Annotated in this window: 1 protein-coding gene; it reads left to right on the plus strand. The window is 73.6% G+C overall.

Going from position 1 to position 23747, the window contains the following annotated elements; translation table 11 throughout:
• Positions 1-23658: a lonely Cys domain-containing protein gene (locus AB0D74_RS18720; RefSeq protein ID WP_362587426.1), complete on the plus strand. Its 23658-nt coding sequence runs from the start codon at positions 1-3 to the stop codon at positions 23656-23658.
• Positions 23659-23747: the final 89 nt, after the last annotated feature.

Here is a 23747-nt window from a genome sequence, read left to right on the forward strand (position 1 = left end):
ATGTCTGAGTCGATCTTCAAGGACAAGAACTGGGACCCCAACCCCGTTTACGAACTCGGCAACGCCCTCATCGACTTCGGTGACTACCTGGACGAGCAGGTCGCCCGGATGACCAGCGCCGAGTTCGATCTGAACAACGGGGCATGGCAGGGCGACGCCGAGATGTGGATGACTCAGGCCTACTCCGACCAGCGCGAATCGGTGATGGAGATCATCGAGGAGTTCTGGGACACCGGCGAGATGATCAACTACTACGCCATGCTCCGCACCGAGCAGGAGGCGACGCTCGCGAAGCAGTCGCTGGCGAATCTCATCGCGGGCATCGTCGGTGCCCTGCTCGGTGCGCTCCTGTTCGTGGCGCCGGAACTCCTCGGCCTCATCGGTGTCGGAATGGAGATCCTCGCGGACATCGGCGGGATGATGGGGAGCATCTTCACCTTCCTGGTGAACGTGGGGAAGAGCGTCGGCCAGTTCGTCGGCAGCGCGGCCACCGCGGTCGGCGAGGCCCTGCCCGACTGGGTGGTGACGATGGCCGGCGTCACCGGGAACGTCGCCCGCTTCGGCATCGAGTTCATGGGAGTCAACGCGGCTTCGGTGGCGGCGGGCAACGCCGCCGCCGGCCTGGAGACGACCGCCGAGCAGCTCATCCCCGTCCCCACCTCCCTGGAGCAGATCCCCGGCTTCATCTCGGACATGGTGCTGTGGGGCGGGATCGGCGTCGCCGTCGCCTCCGCCGCCAAGGGCCTGGTCAACGTGGCCAGGGAGAAGCTGGACATCATCAAGTCCGACCTGAACGTCGGGGACGTGAACGTCGGCGTCGGCGACGTGGGCACCTCCACCGGCAGCGCGTCGACGGGCACCGGTTCCGGAACGAGCCTGACCCTGCCGTCCTCGGCCACCTCCGTCTCCTCCGTGAGCGGGACGATCGCCGACTCCTCCAAGGGCCTCACCAAGTCCGACCTGACGCTGTCCTCGGACGTCGAGGTCAACTCCGCCGTGACCCGGACGCTCACGGGCACCACGGTGCGCACCTCCACGGACACGGCACCGGCCCCGACGCCCACCAAGGCGACGGTCACCGCGGCACCCGACGGCCCGAGCGCCGGCGGCGGGACGGCCGTACCCGACAAGGTGACCCCGGTGGACGCCGGCACCTCGCCCGGCGGCTCCTCCGCGGTCAAGACGGCCACCGACGGCGCCACCCAGCCCGTACAGCCCGCGCCGAAGACCGGGACGGCCGGTGGTGACGCGAGCACGATCACGACTGGCGCGACGGACGCTGCCACCGGCCAGAGCGTCCTGCACGACGTCGGCTCCGGGCTCGGCAGCGTGGCCAAGACGGCGCAGGCCGCGCAGCGGACCGTGGACGCCTCGACGGCAGGACACTCGACCGGCGGCCAGGAGTCGGTGGGCGCCGCCGGCGCCGACCGCGCGGTGCGGACGAACCTGGAGGCCCAGCCGTCCACCGTCACCCCGCACGACGTGGCTGCCCAGGCCCCGAGCCCCACGACGGACACCGGCGTCGCCGGCAGGACCCAGGACACGGGGGGCAACGCGACACCCGGCGTCGGGAAGGCGGTCGACGCCGGGGTGCGGCAGGCGCAGAGCGCGCTGCGAGCCGTCGGCGACAACCATGCCGCCGTGGCGGACCCGGGCGCCCGCCACGCGGGGGCCGAGGAGCAGGTGTCCCCGGTGCGGTCGGTGCCGTCGGGGAAGCCGGAGGTCGTCCAGTCGGCCGGTCCGGTGCGCGAGGCGTCGGTCGCGCGCATCGAGGGCGGCGCCCGTACGGGTACTGCGGAGACGGCCGGTAGCACGGCTCCCACGTCCGCGTCCGCGGAGCAGGGCGCCCGCGGCACGGTCGACGGCGTCGGCGCCGCGGCGAAGGAGACCGGCGCCCGGGCCAACCTGGGGGAGACGGCTGTGCGTTCGGGGGCGGACCAGGGGCAGCGCGCCTCCGCTGCAGCCGAGGGCGCCCGCACGGCTCCGAACGCGGGCCGCACACCGCTGAAGTCGGCCGCCGGTCTGGGCGGCCGGCAGGTCGGGCCCGCCGCCGGCAGGGCGGACGCCAGGTCCGCGGCGGACGACGGCGGCCACACGGCCGCGCCCGCCAGGCCGGCGGAGGACAGGACCGCGCCCGTGGAGGCGGCCGAGGGGATCCCGCGGGCCGACGGAACCGTGCACGGAGCATCGGCGCGGGCCGCGTCCGAGGCACGGTCCGCCACCAGGTCCGAAGCGGCCGGGTCCGAGCGGCCTGCACCGGACCGCAAGTCCGGTGACACGGACGTCACCGTCACCCGCGCGGAACGACAGCGGGTCGCGGAGTTCAGGGAGACCGCTCAGCGCCAGAAGGCGGCGGGCAGCCGGACGGCCGCGGTCCGCCAGGAGACCACGGAGCGGAGCGCCGGCGCGAGCCGTGACGACGTGGCGTCCGGGTCCGCCGACGCGACGGAAGCGACCGACGCGTCCGGGGCGGGAGAGAAGTCACCGGGGCAGGTCGGGGACCGGAGCACGGCGGACCGGGCGGCGAACCACGAGTCGGCCGCCACCGGCACGGAGGCCCGCGCGGCGGTCGCGAAGTCCGAGCACGAGGACGGAGCCGGGACCGGTACCAGGGAGCAGCCCGGGCACGAGCAGCCTGCTTACGCCTACCGGCACGACATGTCGGACGCGAAGAACGCCGCGTACGAGGAAGCCAAGGGTCGGCAGAACGAGACCTACGAGTCGAAGCTGGCGGACGAGGCCGAGCGGGCCGCCCAGCGGCTGGAACACAACCGGCGCCTGTGGAACGCCTTCGAGGACGTCCGCGACGATCTGACGCACGAATACCCCGCGGTCAGGTCCGAGCCGGTCAGCGACATCGAGGCCGTCGTCAGAGGCGAGGGTGTCCCGGACCGTTACGCCGAGGGGATGTCCGACGCGTACCACAAGGCGGTGGAGGAACACCGGCAGTACCTGGAGGAGCACCCGGAGAAGCGGGCCGACGAACTCCAGGTCGGGACCGACGCCGAGACCGGCGCCGTCACGCACTCCCCGCTCCAGGCCAAGCTGGCGAAGGCGCTGGAGTCCGTCCTGGACCACGGCTACCGGGGTCCGTCGCCCGCCGAGCTCGTCGAGGCGATCCGGCGGTCGTCGGACGAGAACTTCGGGCCGAAGGACTGGGTCCGGAAGCTCGGGGTTCCGGAAGACCTCGTCTCCACCGTGGCCGGTGCCTTCCAGGAGGCCCGCTTCGAGCACTCGCGCGCGGGCGAGACCGACCTCAACACCCACGCGTTCGAGGAGTCGCTGACCGCAAAGCTGGAGGACCATCTCGGCAACCTGGAACACAACCTGCCGACAAGGTCGTTGGCCGACCGGATGATCCGCGAGGAGAACCGGTTCCAGGGCGCTCAGCCACGGCCCTGGCGGGAGGAGGTCAAGCAGCGGCTCGAAACCCGGATCGAGGGCATCGAGGACGCCGTCGAGCGGGGCGACCTCACCGCCCGGCAGGGCGAGGCCGCGATCCAGAGCCTGTACGAGGGACTGCCCCAGGAGTTCGCCCTGGAGGCCGCCCTCCGCCAGCTGCGCAGTGCGGCGGCGGACGCCTTCGACCGTGCCCTGACCCACGCGGACCGTCCCGGCGAGAACCTGTTCACCTCCGAGGCCCTCTTCGACCGGCGGCCGTTCTCGCCGAAGGACGAGGCGACCCTGCGGACCGACTTCCTGGACGAGTTCACCACCGATCTGCGCGACCTCACCCGCCAGTCGGACCTGGACGGGAACCTGGTGCACCGGGACTTCCTGCCGGACCTGTTCCAGGGCGCGCAGGCTCGCTTCGACGCCCTGACCCGCGGCCTGGAGACCCGGCTGACGCTGGCCGAGGACGCCACGCGCACCTTCGACTCCATGGCCGACGCCAGATCCCTTGACCGGTCCTCCGACGACATGGGCACGGTGCGCAAGGACTTCCTCGACGAGTACGCCGAGGCCACCGGCACACTCGCCGACGGCCGCGCGGTGCGTGAACTGACCAGGGACGAGTACGCGGAAGCGGCCCCCGCGTTCAACCGCGCCCTGCGGGAACTCCAGGACCGCTGGGCGGCCAGGCTCGACGCGAAGGCCGCCGAACGCGACCTGCGCGAACAGGCCGCCGAGGTGCGCGACAACCGGTACGTCGCCTCCCGCGAGGTCGCCGACAGGATGCTCGCGGACCACACCAAGGCCTTCGACGACGAGGTCACCGGGATCCTCGACTCGCGCGAACCGGCAGACCTGTCCGCCGACGACTGGGCCGCGTACACGGCCGACCTGAGCGAGGCCCACCTGCGGCTGATGGAGCAGATGGCCGCCCGGCACGACCTGCACTCCGGCCTGGATCAGGCGCTGGCACAGGCGGACGACTACCTCTACGCGGTCGTCGGATCCCGGAAGGGGACCGAACTGGGCTCGCAGGCCAAGCGGGTCCAGGACGACATGCGCAGGACGCTCACCGACGCCTACCGCGAACAGGTCGCGATGCCCGAGCGGGGCCAGTGGTCCGGCGAGGAACTGAACGCCCGGGAAGCGGAGTTCCACGACACGGTCCTCGATCCCTACGTCCGGTCCCTGAGCGACCGCCTGGCCTACGAGGGCCACTTCGACGCGGCCCTTGCCGAAGGGGGCCGCCGGTTCAACGACTTGTCGAGCAAGGTCGACGAGGTGACCGGAGCGGTCACCGGACGCTACGCGCTGAACGGCTACGACCTGGGCCGGGTGGCCGACGACTTCAGGAACGACGCCGCGCTCACCCACCAGGAGATCTTCGGCCCCGCCGACCGCGACGTGGAAGCCGCCCTCGGCACGGAGCGGGCCGACGGCGACGTCTTCGGCACGGCCCGCGGCCAGGCGTGGCGCGACCTCGTGAACGAGGTGGAGGGCCCCCGGCAGCGCGCCGAGCAGGACGCGTGGCGGACCCAACTGCGGCAGATGTTCTCCTCCTTCGAGGCGGACGCCGACGTGCGCGGACAGGTCGAGACGCGGGCGTCGGCCCTTGGCTCCGACAGCGTCCGCCAGACCTTCCGGGAGGACAGCCGGCAGGTCCTGGACTCCTTCAAGCAGGAGATGACGGCGGCCCGGACGGCGGACGGCCTCGCCACGGCGGTGCGCACGGCGCAGGAGAAGATCCAGTCTCTCTACGACGAGGCCGCGCAGGCCGACGCGGAGTTCCGTCGGCCGCGGGAAACCCCCTCGTGGCAGCTGGACTTCACCCGGCTGACGATCGACCGGACCCCGCTCCGGGAGTCCGGCCGACAGCACGGGCAAGCCGGCGCGACGGCCTCCCGGGACACCGGGGCCCCCGACGAAGGGGCGCAGGCCGTACCGACGGCCGCGCAGGGTCCGGTCGGTGCGCTGGCCGGCCTGCGGGCCGGAGTGGAGCTCCGTGAGCAGTCGTACCAGCAGTTCGAGCAGCGGCTCGCCGACAACCCGGCGCTGCGGGACACCATCCCGTACGCGGAACAGGCGCAGGTCCGGGAGTGGTACACCGACCGGTGGACGCAGGCGGCACAACAGCCGGACGCCGTCGGCCGCGACGAGCTGAACACCGCCCTGAACACCGAGCTGACGCAGAAGCTGGAGCAGGCGTACAGCCAGGCGAAGGCCACGGCGCAGGCGCACGAGGTCTTCGACCGTGAGATCGCCCTGTCGTGGAAGCTGCGCTCGACGTACGCGTCCTTCGGTGCCTCGTCCGTGGCCCGCTCGATCCGGGAGGACTTCGGCCGGGCGATGACCGATGCCGCCGCCACCGTCGCCGGTGAGGAGGGGGTGGCCGCGCGGCTGACGGAGGAGTACCGCCGGCGGTACACGCAGGCGTACGAGGGCTGGCGGGCCGAGCAGTGGGCGCACGAGTCGTTCGAGAAGGCGCTCGTCCTTCCCGAGGGGGTCGACCTCACGCGCGGGCGCCCGTCGTGGGCCGAGGAGCAGCGGGCCTGGTACGACGGCGGGCTGCGGGAGCTGCGCGGGCTGTACACGAAGGAGTGGCTGACCGCCGGTGAGGGCCGGCCCACCGCGGACACGGCGAGCCGCCTGGAGACGGGGGTCCGCCGGGCGGCGTCGATCCTGCTGGCCCGCGCCGAGTCCCTGGGCGGGCCGGTCCGGCAGGCCGCCGAGCTGGCCAGCGCGCGGGGCGCGGAGTCCGGCTGGTCCCGGGAGCTGACCCGCTGGCACAGCACCGAACAGGGGGCGCTCGTCCAGGACTTCGTCGCCTACCTGGGGCAACTGCGGCCGGGCGATCGTGCCTCGGCCATGGCCGACCTCGCCGCCGGGCTCGACGCGCTGCGGGACGCGGCCCGGGTCCGTCATCTCGCCGAGCAGGATCTGGCCGGCGCGCTGTCCTCCGTACAGCTCGCGCCCGTGACCGTGACCTCGGACGCCGTGGCAGGCTGGGCCCGCCGGGAGATCGACCGCATCCGCGCGGAACACGTCCGGGCGTTCGAGGCGACGTACGCGGAGAACGACGAGGTCGCGGCGGAGCCGGAGCACGGACAGGGACGAAGGCGGTTCGCCGACGTGCTGTCGGCCGCCGACCTCTCCCTGGTCAAGGCCGGTGTGAACAAGGAGCTGGCGCGGCAGAACTGGCGCCGGGGTCCCGTGACGAACGAGGACGTGGCGAGGGTGTTCGCCGCGCTGCCGTCGTACTGGAAGACGGACCTGAGGTCGATCGTGGAGGTGACCGCGGGCGCGGTCATCAAAATGGCGCTGGCCGGAACGGACGACATCAGGGCCATCAAGCTGGGCAGAGGACCCGGCGGAGCCCCCAACCTGGACGCCGTCGTCCCCCGGAGCCGGATCCGGGCCGGGCAGCAGGCCGAGCGCCAGCCCGAGCAGCACGCTGAACCCGAACCCCAGGCCCAGCCCCAGGAGCCGGGCCAGGGCCAGGACCCGGGCGGGGTCCCGCAGATCGTCGCCGCCCAGCCCGCCGAAGAGCCGGCCCGCCTGACCCAGCAGCCCAGGGTTCCCGGCGCCCGGATCGACGAGGAACTCGAACTGCACCGGCCGGCCCGGCTGGACCACGACCTGCTGCCGCCGCCCGTCCACCAGGGCCCCCGCCGGTTCGAGGACGGCAGCAGGATGCCGGACTACCTCAACCTCCTGACGTTCATGGCCGGCGGCGAACCGGACGTGCTCGTCGACCCGGACCGCCGCGCCGTGCTCGACGACTCCGTCGCCTACGGGCAGAGCGAGGTGACGCTGCGCGGCACCGGCCAGGTCGTGGCGGAGCTGGAGCGGCTGCTCGGGCAGGACCCGGCCACCCGGCCGCAGGAGCCGCGACCGAGCGGACGGCGGCAGCGTCCCGGCGGCGCCGACGACCTGCTCGGCCGGGTGCGGCAGGCACTGGGGAGCGCGCCCCGGACCTTCGCGGGCGAAGGCCGCGACTTCGTCTACCGCACCGCCGAGGGACGGATCCGCACGCTCCGCGTCAGGACCCGCAACTACGGTGAGTGGGAACGGTTCGACGACGGTTCGGGGAAGCAGAACAAGGTCGACAACCTGAACCGCAGCCAGGCCACCACCGGCGCCGGCAAGACGGTCGCCACCACCCGGCAGCTGGCTCCGGGCGTGCCGTTGGGGCCCCCGAGCGGGGTGTTCGCCGGGTTCGGGCGGGTCTCCGCACGGTTCGGATACTCCAGGGCCTTCGACTACCTGATGAGCGAACAGGTGGTCAGCCAGAGCGAGAACCGCTCGGGCGGCGGCTCCCACCAGCATCTCGACGACGTGCACTACGAGTTGACGGTCATCGACGGGCCGCCGCGGGCCGCGCGCAAGGGCGTCCTCGGCACTGCCTGGCGGCGCAGGCCCGCCGAGGAGCACCGCGCCGACCAGGTCTTCGGCTTCGGTGTGCGCGACGGTCTCGGAGTGCGGCTGCCGGACAGCCTGACGGGTCGGTCGGAGCCGGGCCGGACACCGAGGGAGATGGACCTCGGTGCGGAGTCCGACTACCGGCTGGTGTACACCGAGGACTTCGGCCCGCTCCGGGAGATCCGGGACTGGGCGGCGGACCGGATCGGTGCCGAGCCCGCCAGCTCCGCCTACGAGGAGCTCGACGGCCTCTTCTCCTCCGACAGCTTCCAGCAACTGGCCGGACGGCTGACCCACTCCCGGGTGACGAGTGTGCCGCTTCAGGCGGACGACAAGAAGCGCACCCCGCTCGGTGCGTTCGTGATCGAGCGGGTGGTGCCCGGACGGGCGCGGTTCGTCACCGAGACGGACCTGCAGGAGCTGCGTGAGACCGGCCAGCTGACGGTGCGCAACGAGCGCAAGGAGACCAAGTCCCTCAACCAGGACTTCGCCGTCGTCACGGGTCCGACCTTCAACCTGCCCAGCCTGTTCGGCCTGACCGACGCGGTGAAACTGCGCCTCCAGCTGGGGCCGAGCGGACGCTACGGCCACTCCTCGGGGCGCGCGCAGGTGACGGGCGGTTCCGGCGCGGTCAAGGCGGTGGGGCAGGTGAAGGACAGCACCACCGCCCTGTACGTGGTCGAGAAGTTCGTCTACGTGCGCAAGACCGGGGACGCGCAGCCGACGCGGTTCGTCACCTGGAGCCTGGACCGGATGACGCAGACCGAGGCGCGCCGGCTGGCCGGCTGGGACGACGGCACGACCCTGCCGGCGCGGCACGGCGGGGAGCCGTACGCCCCGGCATACCTCACCCCGGACCACCCGCCCACCCTCGGCATGAGCCGGGTGGAACAGTTCACCTTCGCCGACGGCAGCTACAGCGGCACACCCGCCCCGGCCGCCCCGGCGGTGGAGGGCGCCGACGGCATCGAACTCACCGACACGGACACCGGACCCGCCCGGACCGTGCTCGACACCCTCATCGACCAGGTACTGGACGTGGTCGCCCAGAAGTACCCGGGGATGGTCGCCCCTCTGGCCGAGCTGGGAGATCCGTCCGTGTGGCGCAACGCCGCGCACTACCAGATGGTCCTGTCCAACACCCTGACCGTGATCAACGCGCTGTCCCACCACAGCATGGCCGGGAACCTGGAGGCGCTGACCACGACCGGCATCCGGGTCGGTCTGGTGGATCCCGGCCGCGCCACCCGCGGCTACCGGTACATCTGGCTGGACGCCGAACTGACCGACCGCCGCTACGAGGGCACCCAGAACGACCTCAAGATGCGGTTCAGCGCCCCGGGCGCCACCTCCGTCGCCGGGCAGCAGAGCATGGCGCAGAGCGCGGGCGGCGGCTTCGAGTTCCTGGCATCGGTGCGCGACAAGGCCGTCGACAACGTCAACGTGCCGCTGCACGCCGGTACCGCGCAGCTGGGTTACCAGGCGGAGGGCAAGACGCAGCACGGCATCGGCTACGGCCCGAGCGCGACGTTCGAGCCGATGGCGGTGAGCGGCAAGCCGTCCCACCTGTACAGCTACGGCCTCACGCTCACCGCGAGCACCGGTGGCTACTGGCGCTTCCGCAGCCTGTTCCGGGGCATCGCCTCGCTCGGCATCCTGGGCACCCAGCCCTTCGTCTTCAGCCAGGCCAAGACCGAGATCCTCGGGGACACCGCCGCCCACCCCGCCACCCGGGGCCGGGTCCTGCTGAGCGTCCCCTCCGAGCACATGCCGGCGCGGGACCCGCACGCGGCCGGCGCCGTCAACCCGTACGCGGGCACGGACGCCGACCGTGTCACGCGCGAGCCCATGACCGACGCCCAGGCCAAGGCGCTGACGGCGGGTTCGCTCGCCGCCGTCGACACCGGACGCCAGGCGGGTCCGCTCGGCGAGCACGCCCACCACACGGTGTCCGTCCTGGGCCTGGGCGGTGAGCCCGGCATCGTGGACAGGGTCCTGAAGAAGGCGTCGGGCGGGCTGTGGCACCTCACCGAGGCGGGCGCGCCCGCGCACGACGCGGCGGTGCGCCCGGAGCGGGCACAGTTCCTGACGGCGGACTTCGACCAGAGCTCCGGCCCGCTCGGCTCGCGCACCACCGGACTGTTCGGCAAGGGCCCCTACCTGGACTACCTGGGGACCGTGGTGCACCGGGTGCGGGTGAGCGCGCTGCGGGCCCTGGGCCGGCCCACCCCGATGAAGGTCGAGCTGACCGTCGGCGGCAGCACCCAGGCGTCGGGCTCCCAGACCAAGTCCTTCACCCACTCCTTCGGCGGCACCCTGGTCTACAACCAGTCCCACTCGGCCGGCCCGGGGGTCACCGGCGGTTACGGACTGGTGGTGCGCCCGTGGTGGCGCTCCCGGGGGCAGGCGGTCCAGGTCGCCCGGACCGTCACCTCGGACATCAACCGGGTCGACGGCGGTCACCAGGTGCTGGTCGCCGGTGACGCCGAACACGAGGTCGCGGCGTCCGTGCGCACCGCCGGTCTGCTGGCGCCGCTGTCGCGTCTGCTGCCGGGCCGCACGCACGGCTCGGCCGGGGAGCGCTGGCAGGTCCGCGGCGGCTGGCTCGGGCACATCCCCGAGCGCAGCGCCCACCTGCTCAGGGTCATCAAGGACGCGGCCGGGGCCGTACCGACGTACACGAACAGCCCCTGGAAGCAGCCGGAGTGGTTCCGGAACAACCTCTTCGCCACCTACCCGGTGAACTCCCTGGACACCACCCGGGTGCTGGACGACTTCGACCGCAGGACCCGTGACCTCGGGCTCGACGACTCCAGCCGGGAGGCCATCCGGCAGCTGGTCTCGGCCCGTGTCGTGCGGGCGCTGCGCCGGGAGATGACGGGCATCGGCACCTCGGCCCCGGCCAGGATCGGCGGCCCCGGCTGGAAGCGGATCAGGATCGGCACCCGGACGGTGCGGGTGCGGGCGCGGCTGGTCCCGGACATCGACGGCCAGGAGTTCAGGGGGCTGTGGCCGGGCCTTGAACTGGAGGACCACCGGCTGGCGGTCGAGACCGTCACCGAGGCGTTCGACGCGACGACCGGCCGCGACACCGGCGTACTGGTCACCGAAGGCGTGCACACCTCCGACCCCACGGTGCGTTCAGGCGGTCCCACCTACGGCGAGCTGGGCTCCAACCGGCAGGGGGTGTCCGGCTCCCGGGCGGCCACCCGCACGAAGCTGTGGTCGTCCTACACCAACGAGCCGCACGCCGAGTTCAGCACCGGGTACCGGCTCGAACTCAGCATGGAGATCGAGGGCGACGAGGCCGAGTCGGGCCGCGGCAGGAAGCGGAAGGCCAAGAAGAAGCAGCAGGTCTTCACCGAGGGCGACGTCGGCAGGCTGACGGAACTGGTCCCCACCAGCCTGATGCGGCCGGACACCGCGTCGACCACCGCCGCGGACGCCGCCCCCGACGCGCTGGCCCCGCCGGAGCTGACCGCCGGGCCGCCGAGCGTGACCGTACTGACCGGAGCCCAGGTCCCCACGACCCCCGAGCGGATCGACGCCTGGCGCGCCACCCGCCACCCCGACGGCACCACCAGGCCGTTCACCATGCCGGCCGAAGGATTCCAGGTCCGTACCGTGGCCGGCGCCGACCAGGTCCAGGCCGCCAACGTCATCGCGCTCGCCAAGGCGTACGACAACACACTCGCCGGCACCCGGGGAGCGCTGACCGGCGAGGAACTGGACCGGGCTCTCGACAAGGCGACCGCCAACGGCCTGACGGCACCGGGCACCGGCTCGGCGCAGGCGCTGGAGGACGGCACCGGCAAGGGCGCGTTGTCCGCGTTCTTCCACGACAGCGCGAGCAGCCACGGCTACCAGGTCGCCGGGCTGACCGAGGACCTGTTCGCGGACCGGTCCGACGGCACGCTGGCCATGTACTCCAGGCCGGACCTGGCCGGCGCGGAGTTGCTGGCGGTGGCCGACAACGTCCGGATGGAGGCCGCCGACCGCTACACGGAGAGCGGTAACGTGACCGCCTCCCAGGGCGGTACCCAGGACTCGTCGCTCGGCGCGTTCCCGGCCCTCAAGACCGACATGGTCGGCGTGACCGGCCCCGGTGCGAGCGGCACGGGCACCGACACCATCGAGACCGACGGCCGGCTGGTCACCGAGGAACGGGTGAAGCAGGACCGGGTCAAGCCGAAGGCGGCCCGCGCGTTCGCGTTCGCCGTCCCGGTCACCTGGCTGAGCGTCGCCGACGTCAACCGGCAGTTCAAGGACGGCTCGGTCGCCACCTGGCTCCGGGACCACCTGATGGGCCCCTTCGGCGGCACCAGGCCCGGCCCGCAGGCCGTCGAGTCCCGGAGTCATGCCGTCGCCTGGGTCCGCGAGGACGTCGCCCGCGACCTCGGGCTGATCACCGACGCCAACTTCCCCTCCCAGGTAGCCAAGGCCTGGGACGGCGTGAAGGACGCCGGCAAGGCGTGGTCCGACGCCGACGGAAAGTACTGGAAGCTGCGCCGCACCCTGCCCGATCTGCAGGAAGCCCTCGACACGGCCGTGGCGGCCAGGGCCGTCGCCCGCCGCGACCGCGACGGGCTCCGCGCCGCCGCGCAGCAGGAACACATCGCCGCCCACGCCGAACTCGTCGCCACCGTCACGGCCGCCGAAGCACGGCGCGACGCCCCGCCGTCCGCACAGCTCGCGCAGGCCCGGACCACGGCCGAGAACACCCGGGCGACGGTCGAAGCGCTCGAAGCCGAGCGGGAGGCGCTGAGCGCGGCCCAACCCGAGCACGACGGCTGGGCGGACCTCGTGGACGACCAACTCCGCGCGCTCGACGCGCGGATCGGCCAGGCGCTCGGGGACCGGCGCGGCGCCGAGGAACGCCTCGCCGAACTCACGGCCGAGGAGCACGACAGCCGGCGGGCCGAACTGGACCGCACCGTCAGGGAGGCCAGGCAGGCGGCCGGCGTACGGCGGGCCGCGGTGGACCGGCCGGTGCCGGCCGCCGAGGAGAACGTACGGACCGCGGCCCAGGCCGTCCGGACCGCACGGGAAGCCCTCGACACCCGGGTCCGGGAGGTCGGCGAACAGCAGACCGCCGCCGAGGCCGCGGCCACCGCCTTCCACCGGGTACGGGCCGAGACCGACCGGCTGACCCGCTGGCACCGACTGCCCGACGACCCGCGCAACGCGGCCGGCCCGGACGCCGCCCGCACCCGGGCCGGCGTGCCCGAGCCGGTACTGACCCCCGCCCCCGTCGCCGAAGCGAAGCCCAAGGCCGCCCCGCGCCCGGGCTACGCCGACGCCATCGCCCACGACGGCTCGCCCGCGCTGATCGCACCCGAGAACGGCACGATCCACCGCCTGGTCGACGTCCCCAGGGACGGCAGGTCCTTCTTCCACGCGCTCGGCGAAAGCCTGGGCCGGGAGGCCGGTGACGCGGACACCCTGAGCCGGGAGTTCGCCGACCGGCTGGCCGCGCTGCCGGACGACTCACCGCTGCTCGCGTACGTCACCCCGGACACCAAGGACACCTTCACCGACGCCGAGTTGCGCGCCGCCGGAGTCGACCTCGGCACCGACACCCCGCAACGGCGCGAGTTCGACGCCCTGGGCGTACTCCCGCACTCCGCCGGCCCACAGGCCACCCCCGACCAGCGCCACCGGCCGCTGACCGCCGCACAGCGCCGCGCCGTCGCCGTGGCCCAGCTGCGCCGTCCGGCCGCCGCCGACGCGGCCGACGAGACCGGCTGGGACCACAGCGCCGCCGACGTCCTCGCGTCGCTCGCCGCCCAGCGGTTCGGCGTCGTCGTCCGGATCGTCGCGGCCGACGGCACCTTCCAGGACTACGGACCGGACCTCGACGTCCCGGCCGCGGCCGACGCCGAGAGGGTGGTGCTGCATCTCACGGACCGGCATTTCCGCGCCGTCGACCGGACGCCGACGGGAGGCACCGCCGGAAAGGCCGCGCCGCCCGCGACGGCGGAGACCACGCCGACCGAGCCCTCGGGCGACCTGCCGGCCCACGCGACCCGCCCCTGGACCTGGGAGGGCCTGGACGGCACGGCGGCCACGGACCGCTCCCGGTTCGACGCGGCGACCCGCCCCGGCCACCTGATCGCCCCCGACGGTCGGGTCTCCGACCTGGTGGAGGCCACCGGTGACGGGAACCGCTTCTACGCGGCCGTGGCGACCGCGCTGACGGCCGCCAGGAACCAGACGGCTGCCGCCGTGGCCGCCGTGACCGTCCCCGGGGCGGCCCAGGCGGTGCCCGCCGCCTCCCGGCTCGCCTCCCGGGCGACCTTCCGGCCGGGGGAGCTGACGGACGCCGGGCTGACGCTCACCCCGGAGCAGACCGGGGAGTTCGAGCGGAACGGCGGGCGGCTGCCCGCGTCCCTGACGCTCACCCGACCGCAGGAAGAGGCGCTGATCCGGGCGCAGTTGGCCGCGGCCCGGCGCTGGGACCGCGCGACGGCCCTGCTGGCCGCCGAGCTGACCGCCGAGGCCAACGGGATCCGATTGACCCTCGTCCACGAGGACGGCACGGTCCACACCTTCGGCGCGGCGGCCACCGGCGCCGACACCACGGCGACGGTGACGGTCTACGAGCGCGGGGACGAGTACCTCGCAGCCGTCCCGGCCACCCCACCCGTCGCGCCCCGGCCCGCCGCCGACACGACCCAGACCGCGGGTACCGCTCACGATGGCGGCGCTGCCCGCACCGAGGGCGCTGCGCAGACCGAGGGCACGGCTCAGGTCGAGGGTGCGGCGCGGGGCGAAGGTGCGGCTCAGGCTGAAGGTGCGGCGCGGGGCGAAGGTGCGGCTCAGGCCGAGGGCGTGGCCCAGGCCGAAGGTGTTGCCCAGGGTGAGGTCGCCGCCCCGGGCGCCGGCGTTGTCGGCGCCGTCGGTGGGAAGGGCAAGCAGCGGGCGACGGACGAGGAGGAGAACCCGGCCGCGACGACCGCCCGGCGCGTGGACGCGCCGACCGTCGCGGCGGACCACGAGGCGGCCGTGGCGGAGGCGCAGAACGAGCGCGCGTCCGCCGCCGCGGAAGTGGGGCGGCTGAACGCCCTGCTCCGCCGGGCGGAACAGACGTGGCAGGACGGTGCCGGTCCGTCCGGCACGCGTGACCCGCGGGTGGCACCGCAACAGCGCCTGGACGAGGCGATGGCCCGCTTCGAGGCGGCCGATCACCGGCTGACCGAACTCCGCGAGGGCGCCGGGCAGATCCTCGGCGACCTCGCGCCCGGCCTCCCGGTCGTACGCGACACGGCGGTGTCCGAATCCGCCGACGACCCGACGGGCTCACTGCTCGCACGGGCGTGGCGTGACCTCGCCGCGGCCCGCCGGGAACTGGCCACCGCGGAGGGCCTGTTCCAGGAGCTGACCGCTGGTCCGGAAGGGGACTCGGAGGGCCGGAGCCGGGCAGCGCGGGACTTCGACTCCCCGGAGCGCGTCGAGAACGGGCCGGCGTCGCCGTACGCGGAGAGCCTGCCCGAGCGCCCCCGGGCGCTGAGCATGGACATCACGGATCTGGCACCCTCGCGCACGGCCGCGCCGCCGGCCGGGGCGCAGGCCGCCCCCGCGGCGTCGCATCCGGCACTGGCCCAGCCGCTGAACCCCAATCCGCCGCTGAACGGATACCTGTACCACGGGTCGAGCGCTCCGCCGGAGAGCGTCTTCCGCGAGGGACTGAACTCCGCCGCCCGACAGGAGGGGGGCGTTCCGCACTACGACATCACGCAGCACATCCACAACGCCCGGGGCAGCGGGTTCGTCTCCACGACGGCGAACCAGAACGTGGCCCTGCAGTTCATCCGCCCCAGCGGCGACACGACGCGGGTCGGCAAGAACACGTACATGAAGCGGGAGGGATACATCTACGTGGTGGACCCCGGCGACGCGCCGCTGATCCACCTGCATGCGCAGAACCTGCCGGAGAACCTCGCGCGCTTCCGCTACCAGGAGGAATGGGCGGCACTCGACAGCGTCCCGCCCGAGCGGATCAAGGGCGTGATCCGGGTCTCCGGCTACTACAACCCCGTCCCGGACGGCAAGGGCGGCATCACCATCGAGCCCGCCACGGGGTCGAGCCTCGCCATGCCGTTCACCCCCAACCCGAGCTTCGCGGAACCCACGGCTTCCCCACAGCGCACGCATCAGGACCCCGACACGGGCGCGGCCGAGGCGCCGTCACTGCACCACGAGGCGGGCGACCTGGGCCTGGCACACCCCGAACGGGTCACCCACACCCCCGCCGGACGCCCGGACAACGCCCAGCACCACACCCCGGCCGGAACCCGCACCGCCGCCGATCCGGCCGACGGCACCGAGGAGACCGTGCCCTCAGGACCCTGGACCACGGCAAAGGTCACCTTCGAGGAGGGCTCCAAGGCGATCGACCCCGTCCAGCGCGGTCGACTCACCACTCTCGCCCGCAAGGTGGCCGAGGTGGGCCTGCGCGACGTACGGGCGGGCCTGCCGGCCCCCTGGATCACCGTCACCGGCCACGGCAACGGCTCGTGGCTCACGCCGGCCCGCGACGACTGGGGCGCCGCACGGACGGGCCAGGAGCGTGCGGACGCCGTCGCCGGCGCGCTGCGGACCGAGATCTGGAACGCCCTGTACCTGCTCCAGCGGAACGATCCGCCCACCACCACGCACGTCGACGCCGACGCGTTCACAGTGCGCGCCGTCAGCGCGGGACGGACCATTTCCTCCGACGGCACGTCCGAGGGCGCGGAGCTGCGCACCCTGCGGCGCGTCGCGGACATCGAGATCGAGCCGGCGCCCCGCTCGGCGGCCGTCGAACTGCTCGACGGACTCCGGTCGGCCGGCTCCGATCCCGCGCTGCGCGAGGCGCCGTTCGACCCGGATCCGTTCGCCCGCCAGATCCTGCACCTGGGCGAGCAGCAGCAGGTGCGGGACCACCATCGTCAGGAGCTGTACGCGCTGGTGGACGAGGCGATCGCGGCCGGCCGGGCGACGAGTGTGGCGGCGCTCGGCGCGTACCACCTCTGGCGGCACGGGGCGCTGTCCGACGCGACCCGGATCACCGGTCCGGACGGCAGGGCCCTGGGCCGCAACTGGACCGGCGCCCAGGTCACGGACCTGGCCACGAAGTCCTACTTCCTGGTGCGGGAGGGCCGCGTCGTGGACAGCCCGGCGGCGCTGTGGCAGCAGCCGGGCACCGGTGACACGCGCCCCTACGTCGTCGCGGCCAAGGGCGGTCACGACCATGTCGTGGTGCCGTTGACGAACGGCTCCGAACCGCGCGTGCCGCTGGACGAGTTCGCCGAGCTGCTGGCCATGGACACCGACCTGGCCGGACTCGACGCCGGGCTCCCCGTCGTACTCGCCGTCCCGCACGCCGGTGCCCGCAGTCCGTGGCTGCCGCGCACCGCCGCCGCCCGGACCGGCAGGACCGTGTGGGCGTACAGCGGCGAGACCGAGCTCTACGACGACCCGAAGTCGCAGCGGACCCGGATCGTGGTGGCCGACCGCAGGGCGGCGGGGGAGCCGCTGGGCAGCTGGTTCGCCAGCGGTCCGGACCTCCTCCCGCTCGACGCCTCGGCGGCCGGGGTCGAGGAGCGGTTCCTGCGCACGATCGACGGGACGCTCGTCCCGGACGACGACATCATGACCCACACCCTCGCCGCGGACGGGCGCGCCTACGGCCGCGCCGTACTCGGCAAGGACGACATCGTCCGGCGGGAGGCGTACTTCGACTCCCTGCCCGCGATGAACGAGTACGTGCACATCGATCCGGTCAGCGGGCAGCTCCAGGGCGCCGCGCAGAGCGTGCCCTGGTCCGGTCGGGAGGCGTACTTCTTCAACCTGCACGGGCATCCCGGCGAGTTCGAGATCAGCAGGGCGGACGGCACCCTCAAGACCGCCCGCGGTGACCAGGTCGGCGGCTATCTGCGGCGCAGCCCCAGTTTCCGCCGGCTTCCGGCCGACGGTGTCGTGGTGCTCATGTCCTGCTGGGTCGGCGCCGCCGCGAACGGCCCCGCCTTCGTCAACACGGCAGGCCGCGCCCCCTTCGTCGCCGACCCGCTGACGACCCTGTCCGAGGCCCAGCAGGTGGCCAACCACACCGACCGCACCGTGTTCGCGGTCGACCGGGTCCACTACCTCACCTACGAGCAGGGGACGAAACGCCAGGGCATCGCCACGACCGCCGAGGGCGGGCGGCGCCAGTGGCTGGAGCTGCGGCCCGAGCCGACGGGCGCGGCACTCGACGACCTGGCCCGTACGGCGGGCCTGCACACGGCTGACGGACCTGCTCCGGCGGAGGCCCGGGAGTCGACCCTCCGTCTGGTGCGGGCGCTGCGCCAGGTGTTCGGTGCCGCGATCGAGGACGACAAGGACGACGCACACGGGGAGTACCAGCGGCTGGTGCGCGGGATCGGCGCTCTGGAGTCGATGCGTGGCAACGACGCGCGGCTGCGGGACACCGGGCCGTTCACGATGGACCTGCTGGAGCGTGCCGCCCGTGCCCACCTGGGCCGGTCCGCCGGCTCGGCCCTGGACGCGACGGACATCCTCACCGTGCTGGAGGCCGCGGCGCTGCGGCCCGCCGGGACGGCGCTGCGTGACTTCGTGCCGCTGGCGTCGGTGGACAAGGCCCTCGGGCTGCTGGCGCAGGGTGATGCCGACCGGCGGGCCGCCGAGATCCTGGACCTGGAGCCGACCGACACGGTGACGGCGGCCCACCGGCAGCGGCTGCTGTGGGCGACGGTCAAGGCCGTCGAGGGCCTGGACGGCACCGCCGACGTGGACGCCCTGGCGGCCAAGGCCCTGCACCTGGGCGCCACCGCCCGGCCCGTGGACGACGCGCTGCGCGAGGAACTCCTCTGGACGCTGGCCGGGGCCGCCGCGGCAGGCCGTGACGTGCACAACCCGACGGCGGTCGCCACCCACCATCTGAGGCGCAACGGCGCCCTGTCCAAGGACACGCTGCTCCGCGCGGGCAACGGCCGGGTGATCGGCCGCAACTGGACCGGTCGGCCGATGACCGACCCGGTGCTCAGGGACCGGTACATCGCGGTGGACCCGGCCGTCGGCAAGACCAGCGCCGCGGTCCGCCCGGTGCCGTGGCGTGCCTCCGCAACCGCCGCCGCCGGCACGAAGGCATCCGGCTTCCTGGTGCTGGCCGAGGGCAGTCGCGCCCACGTCGACATGCCCTGGCCCGATGGCTCCCGGCGCCCCGTGCCGGCCGACGAGATCGCCGAACTGCTGGCCACCGACGACGAGTTGAGCTCCCGCCCGCAGACGGAGCCGGTCGTGCCGGTCCTGCTGGGCACCGGGCGGAGCCGCCCCCTGATGAGGGCGCTGTCGGACCGGGCGGCGACGGGCAGGACCGCCTACATGCCCGCGGCGCACGTCGACCTGTTCCACGACACCGCGGCCAAGGAGTACTACCTGGTCGTGGACGAACCGGCGCAGGGGACGAGCGCCACGACCGGCTGGGCCCGCACCGAGCCGCCGGCCCTGACGTCATCCGGCGGTACGGCGTCGGCCACCGTGACCCTCACCAACTCGATGCCCGCGACGGAGGCTGCCGACGCGGCTGAGGCGATCGACGCGGCGGAGACGGTCGATGCGGCCGAGACGGTCGATGCAGCGGAGGCGACGGATGCGACCGAGGTGCTCACCGCGGCCCCCGCGCCGCGCGCGCCGCGCGTGGCGTCGGCATCCGCCGGCACCGTCGCCGCTTCTTCCCCCGCCGCCATCGCCGGGGCGACCACGGCCCCGGCGTCCTGGACCACGGCGAAGGTCACCTTCCAGGAGGGCTCCAAGGACATCGACCCGGTGCAGCGCGCAGGCCTCGTCGCTCTCGCCCGGAAGATCGCGGAGGCGGGCCTGCGGGACATCCGGGAAGGGTTCCTGGAACCCCTGATCACCATCACCGGACATGGCAACGGTTCGTGGCTCAAGCCGGCGAGCAAGGACCGGGGCGCCGAACGGACGGGCCGGCAGCGTGCCGACGCCGTCGCCGACGCGCTGCGGACCGAGATCGGCAGTGCCCTGACCCTGCTCCAGCAGAACGATCCGCCCACCGCCGTACGCGTCGACGTCGACGACTTCGGGATCGACCGGTTCAGCGAGGGGCGCAAGACCGCCGCCGGCGGCTCCGACCTGCGGGCCCTGCGGCGGCAGGTGGAGATCGAGATCGACCTGGCGGACCGCTCGCCCGCCATCGAACTGCTGAACAAGCTGCGCCTGGCCGATCCCGAGGCCGGTCTCCACGAGGGAGCCTTCGACCCGGATGCGCTCGCCCGCCGGATCCTGCACATCGGCACGTACGGGCCGGTCCGGGACACCCATCGCAGCGCGTTGTACGCGCTGGTGGAGGAGGCGATGGCGGCCGGCCGGGCGACGAGCCTGGACGCGCTCGGCGCGTTCGACCTCTGGCGGCGCGGGGCACTGTCCGCGGCCACCGGGATCACCGCTCCGGACGGCAGGGCTCTGGGCCGTAACTGGACGGACAGCCAGATCGACGACCTGGTCACCGCGACCTACGACCAGGTGAGCGACAAGGGAGTGAAGACCCCCACGGCGTCCTGGGACCAGCAGGGTCCCGGTGACCACCGCCCCTATGTCATCGCCGCCCAGGGCAACCACGATCATGTCGACATACGGCTGCCGGACCGTTCCCTGCCGCGGGTGCCGCTGGGGGAGTTCGCCGAGCTGCTGGCCATGGACCAGGAGCTGGCCGGTCTCGACGGTCACCTGCCGGTCGTCCTCGTCGTCCCGCACGCGGGTGCCCGGAGTCCGCGTCTGCCGCGCGTCGCCGCCGCCCGGAGCGGCAGGACCGTGTGGGCGCACAGCGGCAATGTGTCGCTGTACGACGACGCGGTGAAGCAGCAGACCCGGATCAGGGTGACCGACCGCAGCCTCCGTGGGGAACCGCTGGGCGCCTGGTTCGCCAGCGAGCCGGACTATCCGGGGCTCACGGCGCTCACGCCCGGAGCGACGAACCGCTCCGTACGTCTGCTCGACGGGACGCTGCTCCCCGACGACGAGATCATGAGCTACACCCTCGCCGCCGACGGACGCCCGTACGGCCGCGCCGTCTTCAACAGGGTCGACCAGTCCCACCGCGAGCCGTACTTCGACCTCGTGCCGACACTGGACGAGTACGTACACCTCGATCCCGTCACCGAGAACGTGTACGGCGACGCGGAGCGCGTTCCCTGGGCCGGGCGCACGGCGTACTTCTTCCAACTGCACGGCAGTCCGGGGTCGTTCGGCCTCCTGACGACGGGCAGGACCAACGTGTCGGCGCGCGGCGACCAGGTCGGCGACTACCTGCGTCGGCGTCCGAGTCTCCAGCGGCTCGCCGCCGACGGCGTCGTCGTCCTCATGTCCTGCTGGGTCGGCGCGCCCGCGGACAGCGAACCGCATGTGACCGACGCCAGTCCCGCTCCCTTCGTCGCCGATCCGCTGGCGACCGTCTCCGAGGCCCAGCAGGTGGCCAACCACACCGACCGCACCGTGTTCGCCGTAGACCGGATCTTCTACTTCACACGCGAGAAGAACGTGCGGCGGCAAGGAGTCGCCACGACCGCCGAGGGGCAGCGGCGCAAGTGGCTGGAGCTGCGGCCGGAGCCGGCGGGGGAGGCACTGGACGACCTGGCCCGGACCGCGGGCCTGCACACGGCTCAGGGTCCGGCTCCCGAGGAGCTCAGGGTCGCCACGCTGCGGCTGGTGCGGGCCCTGCGGCAGACGTTCGGTGCCGCGGTCGAGGACGGTGCCCACGGGGAGTACACGCGGCTGGTGCGCGGGATCGGCGCGCTGGAGTCGATGCGCCGCAACGACGCGCGGCTGCGGGACGAGGGGCCGTTCACGATGGACCTGCTGGCGCGCGCCGCCCGTTCGCACCTCGGACGGGCGGCCGGCTCGGCCCTGGACGCGACGGACATCCTCACCGTGCTGGAGGCCGCGGCGCTGCGGCCCGCCGGGACGGCGCTGCGTGACTTCGTGCCGCTCGCGTCGGTGGACAAGGCCCTCGGGCTGCTGGCGCAGGGTGATGCCGACCGGCGGGCCGTCGAGGTCCTGGACCTGGAGCCCGCCGGTACGGTGACGGCGGTGCACCGGCAGCGGCTGCTGTGGGCGACGGTCAAGGCCGTGGAGAGCCTGGACGGCGCCGCCGACGTGGACGCCCTGGCGGTCAAGGTCCTGCACCTGCCGGCTTCCGCCGCCACCGTGGACGGCGCACGGCGGGCCGAACTGCTGTGGGCGACGGCAGCGGCGGCAGCGGCCGGCCGGGACCTCGGCAACCCGTCGGCCGTCGCCGCCCACCATCTGGAACGCAACGGCGCCCTGGACCCGGCCACCCTGCTCAAGACGGCCAAGGGGGTCGTCCTGGGCCGCAACTGGACCGGCACCCCGTTGCGGGACCCGCTGGTCGCGGACGCGTACCTGTCCTCGCCCAACGGCACCTCCGCGGCCAACGCGAAGCTGTACTACGCCCCGTGGCGCGTCGACGGAGCCCTCGCGGGCCAGCGGCCTCCCGCCTACTTCGTGCTGGGGACGGGCGGTTCCGGCCACCTCGACATGCCGTGGCCCGACGGCACGCGGCGCCAGGTGCCCGCCGACGAGATCGCCGAACTGCTCGCCAACGATCCGGTGCTGAGCGGTCGTCCGACGAAGGAGGCGATCGTGCCGGTCGTGCCGGGCTCCGGCCGCGGCGAGGTCCTGGCGAAGGCCCTGGCGAGCCGGTCGGCCACCGCCAGGAGGGTGTACACGCCCGCGGTGGAACTCGACCTCTTCCACGACACCACGACCCACGACCACGTCATCGTCACCGCGCAGCTGTCACCAGGGGCCTTGGCCGGAACGGAATGGGAACTCACCGAACCCCCGGCCCTGGCCACCCCCGCCCCGGTCCCGGTGGCCCCCGCCCCCGTCGCCCTGGCGACGGCCGAGGGGCAGGGCGCCGACGACGAGACGGTGCTGTCGTCGTCCGTGGCCGACCCGGCCGTGGATTCGTCCGCCTCCGCCGCGGAGATCGTCGAGGGACCGATGCCGAACGCCGTGATTCCCACGGACGCGGCCGACATCATCCCGCCGCCGATCCCGTACCCGGGCCGACAGGTGTTCGTCGCCCTCACCGACGGTCCCGAATCGGTCCTCGCCGAGGGGCTGGTGCCCGCCGGCACGGGCCTGGACCTCGTCGCCTACGCCCAGGAGGCGGGTGATCCCGGCCACGGGTTCGTGACCGCGGACACCTCGCCCGAGGCGGCGGCGCGACGGCTGACGGACGGGAGGCGGGGCTACGTCTGGGAGGTCGACGCGCCCGGCGGCATCGACCTCGGCGCGACGCTCGACGCCTACGGGTTGTCCGGGACGGCCACCGGCGGGCAGCAGATCCTCTTCGCGGGTGGCGTCGCCTCCCGGTTCGTCAAGGGCGGCTGGGCCGTCGTCCCCGGCGACGAGGGGAACACCCTCGGCGAGTGGGTCCCCAACCCCCACCACGGCGCCGCCCCCGGACGCAGGCTGCCGCTCTCGGTGGTGGTCAAGAAGCGCGAGTTCCCGGTGGAGGACGTGGTGTCCGCGGACGAACTCCGGTTCCTGAACGAGTCGCTGGACCAGAAGGACACGCAGGCGGGCGAAGAGCACGCGCGCGAACTGGGGGCCAGGCTGATCGGCCACATCGAGGCGGAGCTCGCGAAGGAGCGCACGGTGCCCGGCCACCTCGACGTGTACCTGACCATGAAGGACGGGAGTTCCTCCCTCGCCGGCATGGCGCTGGCCCAGGCCGTCGCGAACGGTCTCGGGCGCCGGGCCGTGCTCACCGTCGGCGGTCTGCGGACACCCGTCGAGATCTGCTCGTCGCGAAAGTGACACAGACCCGATCCGGCCCAGGATCCGTAACTCCGAGTGGAACCCCTCAGCGGAACCCATGAGCGGAACCTCGCAGCGGAACTTCCCAG

Source organism: Streptomyces sp. NPDC048278 (assembly GCF_040652195.1).
In the GTDB taxonomy this organism is placed as follows: domain Bacteria; phylum Actinomycetota; class Actinomycetes; order Streptomycetales; family Streptomycetaceae; genus Streptomyces.

Bases quoted from the DNA above. Each gene is read 5' to 3' on its own strand.
- AB0D74_RS18720 (WP_362587426.1), top strand. From the start codon at position 1: ATGTCTGAGTCGATCTTCAAGGACAAGAACTGGGACCCCAACCCCGTT.